This window comes from Actinoallomurus sp. CA-142502, assembly GCF_050936355.1.
Classification (GTDB): domain Bacteria; phylum Actinomycetota; class Actinomycetes; order Streptosporangiales; family Streptosporangiaceae; genus Actinoallomurus; species Actinoallomurus iriomotensis.
The window spans coordinates 9775853-9795081 of sequence record NZ_JBNJMY010000001.1 but is presented as its reverse complement, the minus strand read 5'-3'; the positions used below and the strand labels follow the sequence as shown (position 1 = coordinate 9795081).

At 64.1% G+C, this 19229-nt stretch carries 19 protein-coding genes; 6 read left to right on the top strand and 13 right to left on the bottom strand.

All coding sequences use genetic code 11. The features are described from left to right. Positions 1 to 31: 31 nt before the first annotated feature. Complete coding sequence (locus tag ACQEV1_RS45875; RefSeq protein ID WP_433403585.1) at positions 32 to 1252, bottom strand: helix-turn-helix domain-containing protein; 1221 nt, start codon at positions 1250 to 1252, stop codon at positions 32 to 34. A 353-nt stretch (positions 1253 to 1605) separates the two neighbouring features. Here ACQEV1_RS45875 and ACQEV1_RS45870 point away from each other — a divergent pair, with 353 nt between their 5' ends. Continuing rightward, the gene (locus ACQEV1_RS45870; RefSeq protein ID WP_433403583.1) at positions 1606 to 2910 is read left to right on the top strand and encodes a helix-turn-helix domain-containing protein; all 1305 of its coding nucleotides are present in this window, start codon (positions 1606 to 1608) and stop codon (positions 2908 to 2910) included. 17 nt (positions 2911 to 2927) lie between these two features. Further along, positions 2928 to 3488, top strand: a complete 561-nt coding sequence (locus tag ACQEV1_RS45865) for an N-acetyltransferase family protein (protein WP_433403580.1) — start codon at positions 2928 to 2930, stop codon at positions 3486 to 3488. Between the two features lie 73 nt (positions 3489 to 3561). On the opposite strand, the gene ACQEV1_RS45860 is transcribed toward ACQEV1_RS45865, so the two are convergent. The 4 genes from ACQEV1_RS45860 to ACQEV1_RS45845 all read right to left on the bottom strand — a co-directional run bounded on the left by ACQEV1_RS45860 (position 3562) and on the right by ACQEV1_RS45845 (position 6269). After that, positions 3562 to 4563 (bottom strand): RNase H family protein, encoded by a 1002-nt coding sequence (locus ACQEV1_RS45860; protein WP_433403577.1) that lies wholly within the window; start codon positions 4561 to 4563, stop codon positions 3562 to 3564. Between the two features lie 93 nt (positions 4564 to 4656). Then, positions 4657 to 5013, bottom strand: a complete 357-nt coding sequence (locus ACQEV1_RS45855; RefSeq protein ID WP_378194261.1) for a helix-turn-helix domain-containing protein — start codon at positions 5011 to 5013, stop codon at positions 4657 to 4659. Between the two features lie 117 nt (positions 5014 to 5130). Next, positions 5131 to 5646 carry an ATP-binding protein gene (locus tag ACQEV1_RS45850; protein ID WP_433403575.1) on the bottom strand — a complete coding sequence of 172 codons (516 nt, stop codon included), beginning with the start codon at positions 5644 to 5646 and terminating at the stop codon, positions 5131 to 5133. A 188-nt stretch (positions 5647 to 5834) separates the two neighbouring features. Continuing rightward, positions 5835 to 6269, bottom strand: a complete 435-nt coding sequence (locus ACQEV1_RS45845; protein WP_433403573.1) for an ATP-binding protein — start codon at positions 6267 to 6269, stop codon at positions 5835 to 5837. A gap of 390 nt (positions 6270 to 6659) precedes the next feature. Here ACQEV1_RS45845 and ACQEV1_RS45840 point away from each other — a divergent pair, with 390 nt between their 5' ends. The 3 genes from ACQEV1_RS45840 (at position 6660) to ACQEV1_RS45830 (ending at position 8429) form a co-directional block, all read left to right on the top strand. Further along, positions 6660 to 7472 (top strand): helix-turn-helix domain-containing protein, encoded by an 813-nt coding sequence (locus tag ACQEV1_RS45840; protein WP_433403570.1) that lies wholly within the window; start codon positions 6660 to 6662, stop codon positions 7470 to 7472. Positions 7473 to 7489: 17 nt separating this feature from the next. After that, the gene (locus ACQEV1_RS45835) at positions 7490 to 7696 is read left to right on the top strand and encodes a DUF397 domain-containing protein (protein WP_433403567.1); all 207 of its coding nucleotides are present in this window, start codon (positions 7490 to 7492) and stop codon (positions 7694 to 7696) included. A gap of 493 nt (positions 7697 to 8189) precedes the next feature. After that, complete coding sequence (locus ACQEV1_RS45830) at positions 8190 to 8429, top strand: hypothetical protein (RefSeq protein WP_196204854.1); 240 nt, start codon at positions 8190 to 8192, stop codon at positions 8427 to 8429. A gap of 87 nt (positions 8430 to 8516) precedes the next feature. Here ACQEV1_RS45830 and ACQEV1_RS45825 read toward each other — a convergent pair whose 3' ends face one another. Next, positions 8517 to 9050 (bottom strand): hypothetical protein, encoded by a 534-nt coding sequence (locus ACQEV1_RS45825; RefSeq protein WP_433403564.1) that lies wholly within the window; start codon positions 9048 to 9050, stop codon positions 8517 to 8519. 118 nt (positions 9051 to 9168) lie between these two features. Here ACQEV1_RS45825 and ACQEV1_RS45820 point away from each other — a divergent pair, with 118 nt between their 5' ends. After that, positions 9169 to 10089 (top strand): tyrosine-type recombinase/integrase, encoded by a 921-nt coding sequence (locus tag ACQEV1_RS45820; protein WP_433403561.1) that lies wholly within the window; start codon positions 9169 to 9171, stop codon positions 10087 to 10089. A 216-nt stretch (positions 10090 to 10305) separates the two neighbouring features. Here the strand turns inward: ACQEV1_RS45820 and ACQEV1_RS45815 are convergent, their stop codons facing one another. From ACQEV1_RS45815 to ACQEV1_RS45785, 7 genes are all read right to left on the bottom strand, one after another. After that, positions 10306 to 10965 carry a hypothetical protein gene (locus tag ACQEV1_RS45815; RefSeq protein WP_433403558.1) on the bottom strand — a complete coding sequence of 220 codons (660 nt, stop codon included), beginning with the start codon at positions 10963 to 10965 and terminating at the stop codon, positions 10306 to 10308. Then, entirely contained in the window at positions 10962 to 12200 is a 1239-nt protein-coding gene (locus ACQEV1_RS45810; RefSeq protein ID WP_433403555.1) for a hypothetical protein, read from the bottom strand. Before ACQEV1_RS45810 ends, ACQEV1_RS45815 begins: the two co-directional genes overlap by 4 nt. Positions 12201 to 13035: 835 nt before the next feature. Next, positions 13036 to 13266 carry a hypothetical protein gene (locus ACQEV1_RS45805; protein ID WP_433403552.1) on the bottom strand — a complete coding sequence of 77 codons (231 nt, stop codon included), beginning with the start codon at positions 13264 to 13266 and terminating at the stop codon, positions 13036 to 13038. Positions 13267 to 13443: 177 nt separating this feature from the next. Next, positions 13444 to 15390, bottom strand: coding sequence for a UvrD-helicase domain-containing protein (locus tag ACQEV1_RS45800; RefSeq protein WP_433403549.1), 1947 nt, complete (start codon positions 15388 to 15390; stop codon positions 13444 to 13446). Beyond that, positions 15387 to 17570, bottom strand: coding sequence for an ATP-dependent endonuclease (locus tag ACQEV1_RS45795; RefSeq protein ID WP_433403546.1), 2184 nt, complete (start codon positions 17568 to 17570; stop codon positions 15387 to 15389). The genes ACQEV1_RS45800 and ACQEV1_RS45795 overlap by 4 nt, the downstream gene beginning before the upstream one ends. Positions 17571 to 18113: 543 nt before the next feature. Further along, the gene (locus tag ACQEV1_RS45790) at positions 18114 to 18509 is read right to left on the bottom strand and encodes an integrase core domain-containing protein (protein WP_433403543.1); all 396 of its coding nucleotides are present in this window, start codon (positions 18507 to 18509) and stop codon (positions 18114 to 18116) included. Beyond that, complete coding sequence (locus ACQEV1_RS45785) at positions 18485 to 19060, bottom strand: helix-turn-helix domain-containing protein (protein ID WP_433403541.1); 576 nt, start codon at positions 19058 to 19060, stop codon at positions 18485 to 18487. The genes ACQEV1_RS45790 and ACQEV1_RS45785 overlap by 25 nt, the downstream gene beginning before the upstream one ends. Between the last annotated feature and the right edge of the window lie 169 nt (positions 19061 to 19229).

Below are 19229 nucleotides of genomic sequence, written 5' to 3'. Positions count from 1 at the left end.
ATATCGATGCGCGTTGGCCAGATTGTGCCAGCTACAAAACATTCATCCGCGCACCCAGGCGTCGGACGCGCTCGCGGTAACCGCGCACTTCAGCGTCCAGCAGCGTCCGTACGGTCTTTTGCGCCATCGGGTGATTGCGCACCAGGGCCGGCGCGATTCGCTCGGCCTTCTCCATCGCCGCCAGAGCACGATCCCGGTTTCCGTAGAACAGCCATCCACGCGACAGATCCAGATAGTGGTGACCGGAACGGGATGCGGGCATGTCGGCAGGAATCCGCAGTGTGGTGCTCCGCTTGATGGCCTCGACCCCGTCACCGAGCTCGACCGCGACCGCGACATCGTGGATGGCCACATTCGGGCGGGTGAACACCAGCTTGTAATAGTCGTTGCGATCGTCGTTGCCGAGCCGGTCGACGGCCTCGTGTGCCAGGTGCAGCCGAGCGTAGGCTTCGTCGGCGTCGAGTTTGCGGGCCGCGGTAATACTCGCTCGGAGCTGGAGCCCGCCCCAGATCGCCAATGCCGGCCGATCGCCGGCATCGCACGGCCCTTGGACGCTGGTGATCGCGTCGTCGATGACGGTGAGGGCGTCATCCCATGAGGCGGTCGACCACAGCTCCCGTACCCGCAGATAGTTCCCGACCGTCACCAGATAGGGATCACCGGAGCGAGCTGCCGCCCACCGCATACAGCGTGTCGCCAGGACCGATAGGTCCTCGTATCCCAGCCCATAGATGAAGGCATCGGTTTCCCGATAGGCGACCGCGAGCAGCCCGAAGCAGGCTTCTTTGTCTCGCCCGGCATACATGGCGGTGGCGGCCTGCAACTCAGCCAGCACCGCAGGCGCCTTCTCACCCAGAGCGATATAGCTGGCCTTCTGCCGCAGCTCGGTCAACTCTTTGACGGCGCCCTTGAGCTCCTCGACGTTGCGGACCGCGCCGTTCCAGTCAGGAACAAGGTCATAGCGCTGGATCTGACGGCGGATCTCCCCGATCGAGGCGTGCCCGCGATCTTCGGCCGGGGTTCGGCCGTGCCGGTAAGGGCGGCCCGTCAGCTCGTTAGGGTGCACTCGCAGCTCCCGGGCGATCGTGTTGATCAAGCTGATGGAGTCCAGAACAATTTCATCGTTCTCCAGCATCGACACCCAGCCTTGGGTGCGCCCAACGCGCGCTCCGAGCTCTGCCTGCGTAAAACCAGCACGCCGACGGAATCTCCGTACACGAGCGCCATCACTTTCCTGTACGAAGTGCACCATGCGCTACCTCACTGGTTCGATGGTGTCAGATCCCATATTCACGGTACGCGCCGCCACCACACACCCGATGGCGGCAGGCCCAACATCGAATCGGCATGGAACAACGATGACGGGCATGACACATTGGAATAGCCCGCGCCGTTGGGCGTGGTTACGGTGGCTGCGGTAAGACCGTGTCCTTGAGGAAGCCGGCCGAGATGGAGGGCCGCTGGATGGCCCGTGACCAGATTTGCCCGTCCTGCCGATTGGCGTCGTTGAGCAGGTACAGCTCGGACTTACTGTGCGCCGCATGCCTGCGGGCCTCGCGGGGGACCGGTACGTCGGTGCCAGGGTGGTTGTGGGATTCGGAGCCGATGCGGCGCGCGCTCGCGCGTCTTGACGTCGGGGCGGTCGTGGCGATCATGCGCGCTGCGACGGGTCTTTCCCAGCTCGATTTCGCGAACATCGTGGAGGGTTGGTCTCAGTCCACGGTGAGCCTGATCGAACGGGGTCGGCGGGACACGCTGTATGACCTACGTGAGCTGCTGCGTTTCGCGGACACCGTCGGCATGCCTCGCGAGGCGCTGCTGCCGCTGATCCTTGGCGATCCAGATGCGATCCTGCGTGATGAGAGTGGCTGGAAGCTTGCGGAAGGACTCGAGGTGGATCGGCGGTCTTTCAACGCGATGGCGGCAGGCCTGACGATGGGCGTGGCCTTGCCATCGATTCCGGTGCCGACTCGTGTCGACGCTGCGCACGTGCGTTATCTGCGGGCATGCCTTGACCAGATCCGCAGTCGCTATCGAGACGCCGGTGGAGGCGCCGCGCTGGAGGAGGCGCTCCGGCATTTCGCGCGGGCTCGGGCGATGTTGGATGAGTCCGACTACACCACCAGTATCGGCAGGGAGTTGCTTGTGGTGACGGCTGAGCTGGGGGAGGCGGCCGGCTGGGCGGCCTACGACCGCAACGATCAAAAGCTCGCTCGACAACTGTACGGGGAGGCCGAGCTGCTGGCCGGCAGCGCCGAAGACGCCGTCGTCGCGGTGCACGTGTACACGAACCTTGCCCAGCAGTCGACGTACCTGGCGCGTGTGACGGGCCGGCGTGGGATCGCCCGAGAGTCCCTGCGGTTCGCGAGCAGGGCCGCCGAGCTCGCTCGGCATGAACCCTCACCGCGCCTGCACGCCCTGATCGCCTTGCGACAGGCGCTCGCGCACGCGGAACTCGGCGACGAGATCGCGTTCCGTTCGCAGATCACCACCGCACGCCGAGAGCTGGAACGCGGTTCCCACGCCGCAGATCCGGCCTGGGCGATGTTCGTCAGTGATTCGGAGATCACTGGATACGAAGCCCTGGGCTACGAGGCGATCAGCCGCGTACAGCAGGTGAACAACGGGCGGGCGACCGCGCTGTATCGCACGGTCCTGGACGACCCGGACCGGTCGACCTGCGACAAGGCGTACTACCGCGCGCGCCTGGCCGACGCACTGCTGAACGACGGCGATGTCAGCCTGGCCATAACCGAAGCGGCCGTAATCCTGCCTTCGATGACCGGCGGGCAAATGACCTCGGCGCGTTCGCTCGCCGAGCTGCGCCCGCTGCGGGCAGCGGCTGAACAAGCCTCCGCCGAGGAGTTCTGCGTCCGCTTCGACGCGGCCGTGCGCGCGCTGGCCGCTTAGACCGGGTAGGGAGAGCGATGGTGCCCGAGCTGACGTTCCGCCGCTATGACGCTGCGGGAGCCAAGACCATCAGGGACACGGTAGAGCTGATCCACCATGAGGCGTATGCGGCCGCGATCGAACGGGGAGACCCCTTCGAGTCCGGTGACGCGCCGATGAAGCGTTTCGACATCTACACCGGCCGTGAGGGGTTCGACCTGGTCGTCGCGTTCCGGGATGGTCAGCCGGTCGGGCAGGCATGGGGATGGGCGCTCGGCCCGGATAGTGCCTGGTGGAAGGGGCTCATCGGCGACGTCGAGCCGGGGTTCACCGACGAGGACGGAACGCGGACCTTCGCGTTCAGCGAGTTCATGGTCCGCGCCCGCTATGCCGGCCGGGGCATTGGTCATGCCCTCCACGACGAATTGCTCGCGTCGCGAAAGGAACAGCGAGCGACTTTGCTCGTGCGCCCGGAGAACACAACCGCCTACCAGAGGTACACCCGGTGGGGCTGGCGCAAGGCGGCCGAACTGCGTCCCGCCATGCCTCATGCTCCGCTGATGGATGTGCTGATCCTTTCGCTACCGCTGGGACGCTGAGCGGTTCGCGGAGTCCCTGTCTACAGGGCGCGGCCGGGAACCGGCCGTGACCTCGAATCGGCTGCCGGGTGGCTCACTCGATGCCGAGAGTCGCGACCAGGCGCGTGAGTGCGTCGGTTTTGGCTGCGGCTTTTGAGCTGCCCGTGCCGGTGGTGGTGAGGTGCTCTCCGATGTGGTTGTCGACGGTTGCCGCGGTGGCGATGTGTGTCGGCCGGTGGAGGGGTCCGATGGTGGAGAACTCCCATGTGAGATGTCTCAGCCGGCCGATGTGGACGAGGTGGTTCACGGCGTTCGCCACGCGCCCAGCCCGGAGGTCCTCGCGCCAGCTTTTGCGGAGTCGAGAATCTTTCCGGACGGCGCGTGCGAGTGAGTCTGCGTCGCGGTTCCCTCGGCTCGTACGATGCGCGCGAACCCACAGCCAGGTGATGTGATGGCTCGCAGAGGCCTCCCGCAATTCGTCCCACAGGTCGAGGTGGGCGCGCGGTGTCGCCTGCCCGGTTGCGCCGTCGACGACGGTGTCGTGATCGCAGTGCAGCGTGACGCATGCGGGCCGATGCAGAGCTCGTAAAGCGTGTATAGCGGCGGCTAGTTCGGCCCGAGCACTGTTGGATTCTGGCAGGCGTCCGCCCAGCTTCCGTACTTCCGCGCTCGGGTCGGCTCCCCATCGGATGATGGCCGCCCAGGCGGAGGGGCCGTAACGGTTACCTCCGGGTGCGGATCCGTCAGTCCATACGAAGACGAGCGGTAGCCCGCAGTCGCTTCGCTGGTCCATGCGGGCGCGCATGCCGGGTGGGATCTCGCCGAGCAGCTCAGCGGTACGGAGCAGCCCATAGACGCGACGCTTACCGATTCCGAGCTCGTCAGCAATCGCCTGTTTAGAACTGTCCGGGGCACGCATGAAGATCGCGACGGCGGCCGAACGCAGTCCTCGATCGGGGTCCTCGGCAGTGGGCGGGATACGACCGTTGCGGCGGGCGGCCCACAAGAGCCGCCTAGCCTGTTTCGGAGGAACGCCGAGCTTCTCCGCGATGACCTCGTCGGTGACGTCGGGCTCAACGGTCGCTGCGGCGATCACGGCGGCAATCCGAGATGGGGTTTGTTCCGGACGCCAGGACAGGGCAGGACCGCCAGGGCTTTTTTCTAGTGCGGGCATCATCGGCGCCCTCGGCTACTCGGCGGTCGGGTAGATGCCGCCGCGGGTGCGCAACGTGACGCGGGTCATCAGAATTCGGCGCATGGCGCCGTAGCTGCACTCGAACTGGTCCGCTACCTGTCGGATGCTCCACCCTTGCTCATAGAGCCGTACGGCGTCTTGGGTCATCTGTTGCCAGTCCGCGTTGGACTCAGGGTTGTCGGCCAGTAGCGCGTGTATCGCGGTTCGGCTGTAGCGGCGGTGGCCGCCGGGGGTGCGAAGCGGTGTCAGTTTCCCTTCGCGGGCCCAGCGGGCGATGGTCGTCGTGCGGACGCCGAACAGTTCGGCGGCCTCTCGCGGTTTGAGCAGGTCACTAGGTTCTTGGGCGAGCATGATGTCTTTCTTTGTCAGCGCCCGGCCCTGAGCCGTCTCGCTTCCCCGGGACGCGCCGTGCGGGGGCTTCAGCGGCGTCCACAGTGGCTCAGGGCCGGGAGTCGATGGGTGCCTTGATCAGATGCGCGCGAGCGAGTGCGGCATCGCGGATGAGGTGTCTGGAAGGTCGATGGCCGCCCAGACGGTCTTGCCGCCTTGGTCCTCCAGGCGCCAGCCCCAGTCCCTTGAGCAGGCTTCGACCAACAGCAAGCCACGCCCGTCCACGCGGTCGACGGACTCTCGCTGGCGATCGGGGGCTGCTTCGCTGCTGTCCCAGACTTCGATCAGCACGGTTCCTGCCTGCCGGGAGACAGCGACCCAGAACACTTCTCCGATCTTCAGGGCATTCGTGACCAGCTCGACCGTGACGAGTAGGACGCTGTCGACGACGTCGCCGAGCTTCCAGCTGGTACATGCAAGCCGCACCAACACACGCGCCTGTTCGGCTGCGATCGGATGCGGAGCAAGAGGCAATTGGTACGCCGTGTTCTCGGCGATCTCAGGCGGCGCTGAGCTATGTCGAGGATCGACTAGTAATTCACGTGATGCGCACACTTGCCCTCCATTGGATTTGACCGAGCCGCCTGCTTCCATGCGACCGCGCAATTAACGGCGGTGGGTCTGTCACCTTGCCGGGAGGGTTTTCGGCACCTCAACGCTGATACGTCATGCGGTGCACTATGAGGTCATGACACATCGGAATATTCAACGACGTGCGCAGACTCGCAGATAGCGAATGGGTGATGGCGCTATGCGGTAAAACTAAGAAGTGGGTATATGACCTAATTAGCTATATTGAAGACTGCGATGACCGTCCGTCCGTTCGCGTCACCGGTCCAGTCCCAGCGGCTGGCCAGAGCCGCGACGGCCTTCAGACCACGTCCGGACTCTTCCATCGGGTCGGGTTCGCGTGCTGCGGGCTCGCTTGTCCCACCTTGGTCGGTTACGCCGATGGAGATGCCGGAGGGCCACCGCCGTACCTCCACGGTGAAGCGGCCGCCGGGCAAGGCGGAGTGTGTGTGCCTGAGCGCGTTGACGACGAACTCTCCCACTGCCGAGACGGCGTCGTCGGCGAGCGCGCAGCCGCTTAGGAGGTACGCGACGAACTCGCGGGCCGGTTGAGCCTGCTCCGGACGACCCGGGAAGGTGCGCCGCCAGCGCATGGCGTGGCGGTCGTCCCCGAGGTCATGACTGGCGTCGGTGAGTGGCATGGACATGCGAACGCTCCTTTATGGTCGGCTGCGGTCCCGGCCTGGGGAGGCTGCTCGATGAGCGGCAGCCGGGACCGCAGCTTCCTCACCGGCGGAGCAGCTCGGGGGAACCGCCCCGCCGGGAGCCTGGCAATCATGCGTCGCAAGGACAGTGGTCAGTCGCCGAGATCACCCGCCCGCTCGTGACCGGTTGACCGGCCAAGACCTGCGCTGACCTCACGCTTCGTCCTGCTTGCACTACGCATCGTGCAGGGCGTGAGAAGGTATCCGCAACTGTTTCAAGAAACATTTCAAGATCGATCTCGGCTGTGAGGCTCAAGATGGTTGCCGCCGCGGTCCCTGCTGGGCAGACTGCTGCGGGTGTCGACGAGGCAACCCACAGTGCGGGAACGCCGGTTGGCCGCTGAGCTGCGCCGTCTCCGCGAATCCAGTGCGGTGACCCTTGAGGAGGCAGCCGAGCGGCTTGGCTGGAGCAAGACCAAGCTGTCGCGGATCGAGAACGTCCTACGGCGTGTCGCCGTCCCGGAGGTCCAAGGCCTCCTTGACCTCTACGGAGTCGCCGGCGGCCGCCGCGATGCGCTGATCGCGTTCGCGCGGACCGCACGTCAACGTGACTGGTGGGACACCGAACCGCTGCGCACCGACTACGCGACCTACATCGGGCTGGAGGCCGAAGCCGAAGCGCTGAGCTGCTACAGCATGGGAGTCATCCACGGCCTCCTGCAGACCGAGGAGTACGCCCGCCACGTCATCCGGGCGGCCCTCATGCGCTTCAAGCCTCCCGCCGAGGTCGACAGGAGAGTGGCCGTACGCGCAGCGCGCCAAGCCGTACTGACCGAGCGAGACCAGCCCCTGCGGTTCTGGTCGATCATCGACGAAGCGGTGCTCGATCGCGAGATCGGCGGGAAAGAGGTCATGCAGGCGCAGTACGAGCGCCTGCTTGAGCTGGCAGAGCTGCCGAACGTGATGCTCCAGGTGATGCCGGCCAGTGTCGGCGCCCATCCGGGCGTCATCGGCTCGTTCTCGATCCTGCAGTTCCCTGAGCAGTACTTCCCGAACGTCGTCTATGTCGAGAGCATGACCGGTGCTCTGTACATTGAGGACGAGGGCCAGGTGCACACGCACACCCTCGCCTTCGAGCAGATGCAGGCCACAGCGCTCAGCCCGGACGATTCGACGGCGTTGCTCGCACGACGGGCGGGACGCTGACCGCAGAGAGGGACCGCATGCCCGACCGTGACATCTCCCGGGTGGTCTTCCGCAAGAGCACGCATAGCGATGGCGGGGAAGGCTGCGTCGAGGCGGCGACGCTGAACGGATCTCGGCTCGTACGCGACTCCAAGGACCCTGACGGCCCGACGCTAACGTTCACGCCGTCAGCGTGGGGCGCGTTCATCGACAAGGTCAAGCAGGGCAAGCTCGACCTGGACTAGCGTCGGCTGGCACGGTCCGGTCTGCCGGAACCGATGTGATTCAGGGCCTCGGCCGACGCCGCCTACGTGGCTCGGCGGCGAATTCCGACCGCACGAATCGACGTTGTGCTATCGCCGGACGTGGACCGGACTGCGTAGTACGGTCCGGGGCGCTTCCGCAGAGGGTGGGCGAATGTCGCAGGTTGTGCAGGGCTGGGCGACGGAGCATTCGGAGGTGGCGCTCCGATGGGCGGCGCCCGGGAATGCGTCCACGTCGCGGGGGCGGTACACACTCGCCCTGTCATGCCGATGAGCGGGCGCGTCCTCGCCTAGTAGCCCAGACGGACCCGGGTCATTGGTTTGGGCGTTCCTATGTGCGAGAGTCGCGGTCTGGGTAGCGTGCCGAACGCCTCGCGTCGGTGCACCGCGTTGGGCGGCAGCCGTCGTCTGGCTTAAAGGTGGGACCATTGCGACCCCGGCATCAACAAGTTCCGAACGAGAGCGGGCGAAACCTATGGCAAGCGAGTCCTGCCCAATATGCGGCGAAGAGGCCGACGCCGACGAAATCGACCCGCACGGCCACTTCTCCGGGGATGACGAGGGCGACCTCGACGAGGACGTAGTCGTTCACCTGCTTATCCTCGGATCGCGACGGGACAGGACCGGCTGCGGCGAAGACATCGACAACAGTAGCGACGGGGCAAGCACGGACGAGGGTAGCGTGAACTGCCCCGAGTGCCGCGCCGTCATATAACCCGACGGAGACCGTGAGGGCGCCCGCTCATGCCGCATGTAGAGCTGTAAAGTGCATGATCAAGGTGGCGTCGGGGGCCGGATCGATTCAGAGGGAAGGGGCCGCGATCGCGTTGCGGGCGGCTTCGATGAAGTGCTCCAGGCTGGCTCGGAAGAACCGATGGGCGTCATCGAAGCGTTCGCGTGCATCGCTTTGACCTTGGGAGATCGATGACAGCGCCCGGTTGGTCCTCATCGTCGCCTGCCTGAGGTGTTCTGCGGCGTCGGCGACTGTCGGTGGGCCCTCAAGGACAACGACTCTGACGCAGCGGCTCAGGGGATCGAATGCGTTGCGTAAGTCGGCTCGGAGCTGCTCGATCCGGGCCAGTTGATCGACCGGATCAGTGAGCTGGGCGTACACGTCACCGAGCCTCCAATAAAGCTCGCCCACGAGATGGGCTTGCTCGATGAGCTGCAGGTAGGCAGTTCGTCGCAATTCGTGGGCTTTGATGCGGTGTTGAGCGTGCGCTGAGGCCTCCGCTTGGACCCGGGCGGCTCGTGTGTTGCCCCGGCTCGTCACCCAACTCGCCAGCACGGCCGTGCCCCCGGTCAGCGCCGCGATCCACAGCGCGCCATCTCCCATGAGGTCAGTGTCATTGAGGGGTCCGTGGTTCGTCGAGAGACCAGTTGCGGCGCACTCGTATGCACCGCCTTGTCTTTCGGATCTGGTCACCGCCGGGCGCCGGGCGCAACGTCGATGCATGACCCGCTTCGAGGAACTGGCGCCGAACCCGGTCGGTGCTACACCAGCCGGGCCGTTGCAGTTGGCGGCCGCGGCCTACCTGGCCCGCTACAAGGGCACATCCCGCATGCACACGGAATCCGATCTTCGCATCTACATCAACTGGTGTACCGACCATGACTTGAACCCGCTGGAGGCCCGGCGGGTCGATGTTGAGTTGTACGTGCGCTGGTCACAGGAGATCCGCCGCTTCCGCCCATCGACGGTGTCGCGCCGGCTATCGGTGGTCGCCGGGTTCTACCACACCTGCGTGATCGACGGGCTGCTCGAGCACTCACCCGCCGACCATGTCCGCCGCCCGCACGTACCAGCAGACTCACCGACGCTGGGGCTGTCGCATCTGCAGTTCGAAGCACTGCTGACCGCTGCCCGCCAGTCACCCAACATCTGCGATTTCGCTCTTGTCGCCATGCTCGGCCTCCTGGGGCTGCGCGTTTTCGAAGCCACCGGCAGCGACATCACCGACCTCGGTGAAGAACATGGGCACCGCGTCCTGCGGGTGGTCGGCAAAGGGGATCGGGTCGCTCTGGTGCCGCTCCCGCCGGCGGTCGGGCGGGCGATCGACCGCGCCATCACCGACCGGATGAGCGGACCGATCCTGCTCAACGGCCGCGGAGCACGGATGGACCGGCACGCCGCGACCCGCCGGCTACGCCGGCTCGCCGAGGCGGCGGTCGTCAAAATGCCGAGACTGCATCCGCACATGCTGCGGCATACGTTCGTCACCACGATGCTCGACGCCGGTGTCGACCTACGGGACGTACAGATCGCCGCACGGCACGCCGACCCGCGTACGACGATGCGCTATGACCGAGCACGCAACAACCTCGACCGCCACCCCAACTACATCCTCGCTGCCTACATGGCCTCCGGAACCTGACCGGGCGAACTCGCTCGTCTGCCGATGTCCGGAGGTTGACCGCCAGATCATCGGGCCCTGCTGTCCGACTTGTGAAGCGTCCTAATCCCAGCCCTTCGTTCGGAGTAATGGGACTGGAGAGGCTCGATCGAGGGGTGTCTGAGTGCATCTTGAACAACATGCAGCAGTACGCCTGTGTCGGTCGGCCTGGTGGCGCCGATGTACCGAAACCCACGCCTACGATGAGGTGAGGCGAGCCCGCCAGTAGCTGGCGGCGTCCTGACCTGCCTGCATTGCGGTGAACTCATCAGTCCGTTTCGCGAACGTGGCAGTGGGCACTGTGCCGTCGACGTAGGACTCGAGAGCAAGGTTGAGTGCGCTGCCGCTCAGGAACTCGGCGTAATCGCGCACGGACTCAACAACCGCGAAGGTGACGGGGTTGCCGTGCGCCAAGGCATTCCGGACACGACGACGTCTGGCCTCCAACACGGCACCTTCGGCGGTGTAGTAGTCCACCAGGGCATGGTATTTGGCGAAGTCACTTACGCTTGCGAACATTCGCCTGACCCAGGCGCGCTCGGATTCCACACGGCAGAGTGAGAGCAGTTCAGCAGAGCGATCCGCGACGAACAGGATCCACGGGCGCGACGGGTTGCTCGCGAACCATGCGCGGGTAAGTTCGTCGAGCAGTTCGTCCCGGCCTCCACCGCCGAGCAGACACATATGAACCGCTCGCCGCACATCGATGAGCCATCGAGCATGTGGCCAGCGCTCGCCGAGGATGTCGAACAACTTGTTGGGGTCGAGCGCTGCGTGCGCCGCGATGTGTTGCACGACGCGGTCTGAGAGGGGGATCACGCTGCTGATGTCTGCTTCGGACGGTTTGCGTAGCATCATGTCGCGGCTGAACGGGTAGTCGGCGGTGGTCTGAACCTCGAGTGCGGCCGCGAGAAAACGGGGTAGCTCCTCGCGGGCAAGCGCCGAGGCGATGCGTGGTCCGTGCTTCTCGCGGCTTTTGCGGTGATGTCCGCGCCGTAGTGATCGTCAGGGAAGCCGGTCTCGCGCCAGGAGGCCATGAAGCTGGAGGAGCTGGCCTGACCGGAGCGCAGGAGCCCGTGCTGGACGAGGTGCGGACGGATCCCTCCGGACGCGTGAAGCGATACGTTGAGGATCGTGTTCACAATGCGAACGGCACGGTCGAAGGCACTGGCTGCCGTGGTTTTGCCGAGGTCGACGCGAACCAGGAAGTCCACGTCGGACTCCTCGCCGACGAGCTTTGCGACCTTGAAGAGGTAGCCGCCCTGCGTTAGTTCCCACAGCTCTGCCTTGTGCTCGAAGTCCTGTCCCTCGGGCTCCGCGTTGGGCACCGCCCAGTGGGCGTCCATGAAGGACACTTGCCCAGCGGAGAAGTGCAGAAGGGGCACTCGGCCCTGGTAGCCGAGCCACACCACGATCGGCTCGATTTTCGCTGGAGTACTGACGTGGGTCCGGGCGATCGCGATTCGCTCGTCCAACGGTACGTTCGTCTCACCGATGGGAATATCGCTGTGATCCCGGCCGAACGCGACGATCGATACGAGGTCGCGGAAGGTCCATTCCGCGCTAAGACCACGCCTTCGCAACTGCTCGAAGAGCAGTTCAGCGATCGGGCGGTATTCCCGGCCTTCCAGGGTGCGGTCCTGAGCTGTGGCCACGAGGTCGTCCCAGCTGGCGCGGACAGCGTCGTCCATTTCGAGCGCATCGAGGAGATCCTTCGCGGCCCTGGTGACGTCGGTCCAGATGGAGCCGGTACGGGTGCCCGGTGACTGCGCCAGAACGGTCGCGGAGCTACCGGTGAGCTGTGAGAAGGCGTCTTGGAACTGTGTGAGTGGTGCGGCGATACGTGCTCGAAGGGAGGCACCAAGTGCGCCTATAGACTCGTCGATGTCGAGCCGTAGCGACGTTCGGTTGGCGGGCTTCTTCCAGGCGTCGACGCCGCTGGCAAGCTCCAGCCACTCCAGGACCTCCTCTACGATCACGGTAAGCGGCAGAACGGTGCTAACGCCGTGGTGACGGTCAAGTGACGAGACAAGGGACTTCAGCCAATCTGGATCGTCAGCCGACCAATGGTCGCTGACGTTATAGTCCCTCATCACCTTGGGTCTACCTCTCGTGCGGTCCTGGTGACAGCCTGGAAGGGCTGTTTCGTCATATCCCTCTCAGAATACGGAACGGATGGGTCGACCGCCTTTGAATAATCCTTGAGCTCATCGAGTATCCGTTGTAGCCGCTCACTGTCACTCATGACCAAACCGTGCCGCCATGAACGGGCGCCGGGCAACGTCCTCACATGCCGCGAAGCGTGTTGTCCCGACCGGCCGCCGCGAGCATGAGCAACCGTGGACCAACGGCCCGGTGACCTGTTCGTCCGCTCCGCCTTCCGCAGGCTGCCCAGGAGCCGCGTTACGGTAGCCGAATCGTCGAGCGGAATATGGGCGGCGGCCCAGGGAGCGGATCGCTGGTCGGTTGGGTGCAGGGCGTGTAGGTGGACGAGAGTGATTCTGGCGTTGTGGTTGCCGTGCGTGGTGGCGTGTTTTTGTGGACAAGGCGTCAAGGTCAGTGCGGGTGAAGATGTCCGGGACAGTGATCGCATGCCCGTCGAGGAGGTCCCGGGCGTGGACGTCGAGCGCGGTGCGGGTGGTCAGGGTGTTCCAGTACTCCGGCCATACAGTGGTCAGGACCAGAATGGGCCTCGGCATCGCGCAGCAGGGTCCCCAAGTTTCGCAGCGAGGCGTTCACCGAGGCCGCTGGCGTGGGTGTCGAGGCAAGACTGGGCCTCGTCCAGACAGACGACCGTATACGGGCCGACGCGTGCCAGGTAGGCGAGCGCGGCATCGAGTCGGGTCGGGCGGATCGGGTGCCACAACCGCCGTGGTTTCGGGCGCCTTCCCACCCGCGTCGATTTCGGCGCTGGCCTCGCCCCTGGGATTAGGTGAGAATCACATCCGGTGATGCTTCGAAACGCCAGGCCTCGCGTCGGAGGACGGCGGCGCCGGAGTCGGAGCCTTCAGCGTCAATGCCGCCGGCCAGACTGTCCCAGAAAGTGAACTGATGGCTGGCAGAGATCGCCGCGGCATCAGCGGATCGGATGCCCAGATCACAACCTCGCCTGCTGGAATCTTCGCTGGCAACCGTCAACCGGCACTGTGCCTCGTGCATTTTCTCGACGCCATCTCGGATGAGGTCATGCGGCTACCTGCATTTAGAGTGGCGTGCACCCTGAACCTCGTCGACGCAGAGTTTAAGTTGACCTCATTTAGGGGTTCCGCCTGCGTGCATGGGATCTTCGGCAATGGTAGGGTTGTTAGGACGTAGTCTCTTCCGAGACGATGAATTCTAAAACAATGTGTCCGAGTCTGAAGCCGCAACCGATTCAGAGTTGTTCGGAGTCGAGGTTACCCTGCTGCCCTGCTCGATTTCCATGAGGCCGAAGATTGCCCCGGTAGTAGCAAGCGGAGACTCTTTTATGGCGTTCAGGGCTGCGGTGACATCGTCCGAATACAGCAGGATCGTGAGCGACTCGGTCGCCCGGGAGCAGCATACGTAGAGCAGTCGTCGTGTTCGCTCCAGGACACTGTCGCGCCCCTCTTTAAGTGCTGCTTCGTCAGCCTTGGAGAGTTCTTGCAGGCCGAACAGCTTGTCGTATGAGAAATGAGAATGGGTGCCCTCCTCGTCGTCCAAGACGACCAGGACGTTGGGGAACTCGGTGCCCTTCACGCCCTGCTGAGTGGAATAGGGCGACTCATGGCCCGCGTAGCTGAAGTAGCCGGTCAACTCGCGGATGTCGCAAGCCATGAAAGCATTGAGTACCTGCTTGTCATCGTCGGAGGCAGGGGAGATGTCACCGTCGTTACTAGCGGCTGGATGATCGACCCACCGCTCGTCCAGTTCGATTAGGCCGTAGCTGGAGACGATTCGCAGCGTTTCCCCGATCGACCCCGGGCCTCCCGCGGTTACGATGCTCGCGAGCTCGGTAAGGCCATGTTTGAGAGAGTTGAGGACGGTGGCGAGGTCGTCGCCGACCCTAAGATTCTGGAGGCGGGGTGAGTGGGCACGAAGCAGAGTCATGGCAGCGGAGGAGCCTGCCGAGGTAGCTGCCATTGGTAAGATCGCCGTCCGGAACGGAGTGAGAGGCCAAGCCGTGCCCTCGTCAAAGGCTTGGCTCAGGCTGGCCGAAGCGCCGTCGTGAAAGCAGGCGTAGAGGTTTTCGAAGCCGAGGCGACGGGCAGCCATGCGGTGCGTGATCACAAGCACCTTGAGCGCCGATTGTGCGTCATCGCGCAGCCAGGCGCCGGAGTGATGCCGGTCGGCCAGCCAGCGCCGTACCTTACTCAGGGTCGCCAGGCTGTCCGGAATGCGTGGGGCGACGATGATGGTGACATCGCCCTCGCGCTGCTTGTCGATGGGCAGCCCCGACTTCTGGACCAGGCTGTCACCGCCTGAGCGAATCGCGTTGATTGCTGCCAGGACCTTCGAGGGAGAGCGGAAGTTCTCAGGCTTTTGGATGTCCTGCCAGCCGACACCAAGATCGATCGAGCCGACGCCCGTCGCATAGATCCGCTGCATGGGATCGCCGAAGAACCCCAGGCAGAGCTTGCCCGCCTGCTGGCGGGCGAGCGTCCTGAGAGCGTCAGCAACGATAGGGAACGTGTCCTGGCTCTCGTCGACAAAGATGTAGGGATACTCGGCGACGGTCATCTGGGCCAAGAGAGAGTGACGCTCAAGCATCGCAGCCGCCAGCTTGATGACGTCGTCGTGTCCGATCACGCCCTTGCCATAACTACTGCCTGTGCCGTAAACGAAGCGGCGGACGGATGTGACTTCATTGGCCTGGCGCCGATAGCGCTCGATGCGCTCCCTCGTCCGTAGGCGCCGCTTGTCCCCGACACGGTTGCTGAACCCCTGCTCCTCCTCAATCTCCGCCTTCAGCCTCTCCTGAATCCGCTCAGAGACCCACGTGCCGATGTCGCGCTGGAACGGGCTGACCAGGGTCCAGAGGAAGTTGTGGATGGTGGAGACGTGGAAGTTGGCGCCGTGCTGGACGTCGGAGCGGATCTCTTCGGCCGCGATGTCCGTATACGTGATACAGGCGATCTTCTGTGATCTGGTGCGTAGGGTCTTGCCGTGTGAGGCGGCCACGTGAGCCAGTGCCTTAACCAGGGTGGTGGTCTTACCGGAACCCGCGCCGGCGACAAGTCGGAAGCACCGGAGCGGCCGCTGGTCGAGCAGCGCGCGCAGCTCCCGGTCGGCGGGTGTGTCCGGCGAGGCGATCCGGGAGGTCATGCGTCAGAGCCCGCTCTCAGGCCGGTGGCTACCTCGAGAGCTTCCACACGCAACTGCGACGACAGCCAGCGAAGTCCCTCGACAATGTAGGTCGGCGTCACCCACGCATCCGTATCGGCGGTCAGGAGCCCCAGGGCGAAGCGGGTCTTGTCCATGTTGCGGACCCGGCTGAAAATCCGCTTTCGCATCTCGCTAATGTCGGGCGGCGTCGCGCTAGGCCTGACCACGCGGAGTCCGAGGTACGCCTGGTCGTCTTCCTGCGTCCACGGGAGATTCTGCAGGGCGAATGCCTCCTCCAGGGTGCGACCCGTAGTGATCGTGGTCTTGCCTTGCCACTTCGTACTGGCGGACGTCTGGTAGGCGACCCGCACGTGCGTCAAGGACTTGGCCAGCTTCTCCTCCTCGGTGGCCGCCAAAAGGTCGGCGACCGACGTCCGGCCGGGGACCCACGAGGTGAGGATCGGGTTGTCAGTGACGGCATCCGGGGCCGTGGCGGGGCACACTTGACCCGAGGAGTGCGAGGGCCGGGTGGCGACTTCCGGATCATCATCGTCCGTCTCGTCGGCGGACAGCGTCGTCTTCGGGAGAACGCTGTCGAGGTCGGTGACGATGAGCGTGGTGAGCCCCAGGAACTCGATGAGGTGCTGAAACTTGTGAGCGAAGGCGCCGCCAACCTCCAGAAGCGTCAAGTGGCACGACTTCAGTTCAGGGGCCTCCTTCTCGATCATGAGAGGTATCAGCAGGCGCTCTACGTTCCCCTCGATGAAGACGGCTGCATCCGCGAAGAACAAATCGCAATGTGTGAGCTTGAAGTACTGGAGCAGAAAGGTGCGGGAGGCCTCTGGCTCCTGGTCATGAAAGACCGAGAGATTCTTGACATCGGTATCGGAAACGCCAGAGGGCGCGTCACGTCGCTGGAAGTAGCGAATGGGCCGGAAGCTGCTCTCATAAACAATATGTGCTGAGTGTGTTGAGATGGCCAGCTGTGTGCAGCAGTCAGGTTCGTCGCGCAAGATATGTCTGATCTTGCGGATAAAGACCTGTTGCAGCTGTGCGTGCAGGTGTGCCTCTGGCTCCTCGATCATGACCAGGTGCACGGGCGGACGGTCGTCCTCCATTTCACGCCACGCAGTGTGGAAGTCGAGTACCTCGACCACCATGTAGATGAGGTTCTTGAAACCCAGGCCGTTGTACCGATCCGGCAGCGTCGCCCGTTGACCGTCACCATCTGGTGGCAGCCCGGGCAGGACGTAGTGCACCCCAGCGTTCTCGTATACCAGCGTCTCGGGCTTGAGAGAACTCTTGACCACGATCTCCGGGTTGGAAAACCCAGGGTATCCAAGCGTGCGAATGTCGCTCAGAGGGCCGGCGAAGACCGTGGCGAAGTGGGCATTAAGGCTCGCCTCGGAGGCAGCGAGTGTACTGAGTGCTTCTAAGTCCATCTGGTATTTGTCGAGGTTGCGCTTGTAGAAGGCGCTGAGCTTCTTGGACAGGTTCTCGGCGCGGCCTTGCGAAGTCGCGTCGGACAGATGGCGCTGGGCATCCATGAAGTCGACCCGAACCAGCGACGCCAGCACGCGCTGGCCCTCCGCGGTTGAGGCGAACGATGCGGGACGGTAGTCCTCGGGGAACTCGTGATCGTTGCCGAGTTTGGTGTAGTCGAGGATGAGGTAGCGGATCTCGTACTCGGTTCTCAGGCGTCTTTCCAGATAGGCCGTCATGCACTGCGGCCATGGCTTGTAGGCATTCCCCTTTGCTCCGGCCGCCGCGTGCACCTGAGCCTTGCGGTAGTTGGCGAGGAGAGACGCGTCGTCCTTGGGGGCGTATTCCAGTCGGATACCAACGGGCGTCTGCGCCCAATCGAGCGTGGGAATGAGGTGCTTGACGCGGTGCAGGTTGTCAGCGTCGACAGCGAACCAGATGTCCAGTGAGAGGCGAGGGAAGGCCTGCGACTCAGCGTGCCTCTGCTCACCTAGGCGATTGAAGATCGGCCAGCAGTCGGCTGTGAAGTCATATAGAGAGAAGTTCTCTTTTTTGCTAAGGAAGCACTGAAGGGCATGCGAGACGGATGTTTTCCCACTGTTATTGGCGCCGACGAAGATGGTCGTGTCTGCTTCGAGGTCAACGCGGACGTGCTTGAGGCGACGAAAGTTATGGATGTGAAGTGACTGGATGTGCACGTGCCGCCCTTCGCCGCGCTCTGCTCTATCGCCGTGGCAGCCGGTGTGAGCGAACTCATGGCTCTATGCGAAGAGCTGGCAACCGACCGGAGGGGATCGTACACGCTGCGGCGTGCCAGGCGTGTCACTATCGCCACAATAGACTCGCTTGGAACTGCTTCCTCATCTTGCTAAGGAGTCCGGTAAGTAGGTAGACGGCGATCTTGTGGGTGCGGGATGCGGATCGCCTCTACCAGCGGAATGAATCGCGGGAAGTCGCGGTACTGGCCCGGGGCGGTCAGCTCGGTGACCGGGCGGCAGCGCCGGTCGGCGACCAGGTGAGTCTTGGTGCTGCGGCATGAGATCTCCGTGCTGCAGGCGGCAAATCTTCCAACGACGACCGGACTGGGCTGACAGGGCAGCCCTGTCCGCGCTCACTCGCGTCCCGCCGCCCTGGCTGCGAAACCATCGGATCGTGCCGCCGGGCACGCTTTTGGCCCGGCACTGCCAGCTGGTTAAACAGGGATCTGCAGGTTGAATGTCAATGTGCCCGACGAAGATCGTTTACGCCTGGGCCTGAGTCTTCTGCTTGAGGCGTTCGTAGGGGGTTTGGCCGCCGAGGCCGCCGTGTGGGCGATCGTAGTTGTAGTAGTCCTCCCATTCTCGGAGCTTGTCGTTGAAGACCTCGGCGTCGTCGATGAGGATGCCGTCGAGCATGCTGTAGAACTCCTCGGCGTCGATCCGATGTGAACGTTCGACCTTGCCGTTCAGCCGCGGTGTCCGTGGCTTGATGTAGGTGTGGGCGATGCCCTTGTCCAGCACGTGCCAGTGGAACGCCGACTGGAACTCTGAGCCGTTGTCGGTCTGGATGACCTCGACCTGGAACGGGAGCCGCGATAGCACGTAGTCCAGGAACTGGATGGCGGTCTTCTGATTCAGTTGCGGATAGATCCGCAGCACACGCAGGCGGGTGCAGTCGTCGATCGCGTGAACTGGTAGTACTTGTTCCGCCCACCACGGCGGCCGGTGATGCCGGCGATGGGCTCGATGAACTTCACATCGATCTGGACTCGGTGGCCCGGGAGCTGCTTCTCGTACCGCTTCCAGCGGCGGTCGTGGCGCTTGTAGCGCTGCGAGGCGGGCAGCCGGCCCATGTCCAGGCGTTTGAGGATCCGCCATACGCCGGACTTGCTGATGGTGACGTCGTGGTACCGCTTGAGGTACATCGCGATCTTCTCGGGACCGAAGTGGTAGTTCTGCCGCAGGTAGATGATCTTCCCCACCACCTCGACGTGCGTGGCGTTCGGGCTGTGCTTGGGCCGTTTGGATCGGGTGCGCAGACCCTCGATGCCCTCGGCCTGGTAGCGGCGGTACCAGATGTAGTAGGCCTGCCGGCTGATGCCGAAGTGCCGGCACGACATGGCGACGTTGCCGGTGACCTCTTCGACGTGACGGATGACCGCCAGGCGCCGCTTGGCCTCACGGTCGAGCGGGGGGTTGGGGTTGGACACAGATGATCTCCCTACTGGTCGGAGACCCAGGTGTCAACGATGATCGTCAGTTTTAGATCGACAGGTTGAAATGGTGTGCGATGGCCTCGCCAACGCCATCGCGCTCCATGCGGATGGTGGGAGCGCCTTGATGCCAACAAGATGTGAATCGCCGCGTATAGCGCGGAGG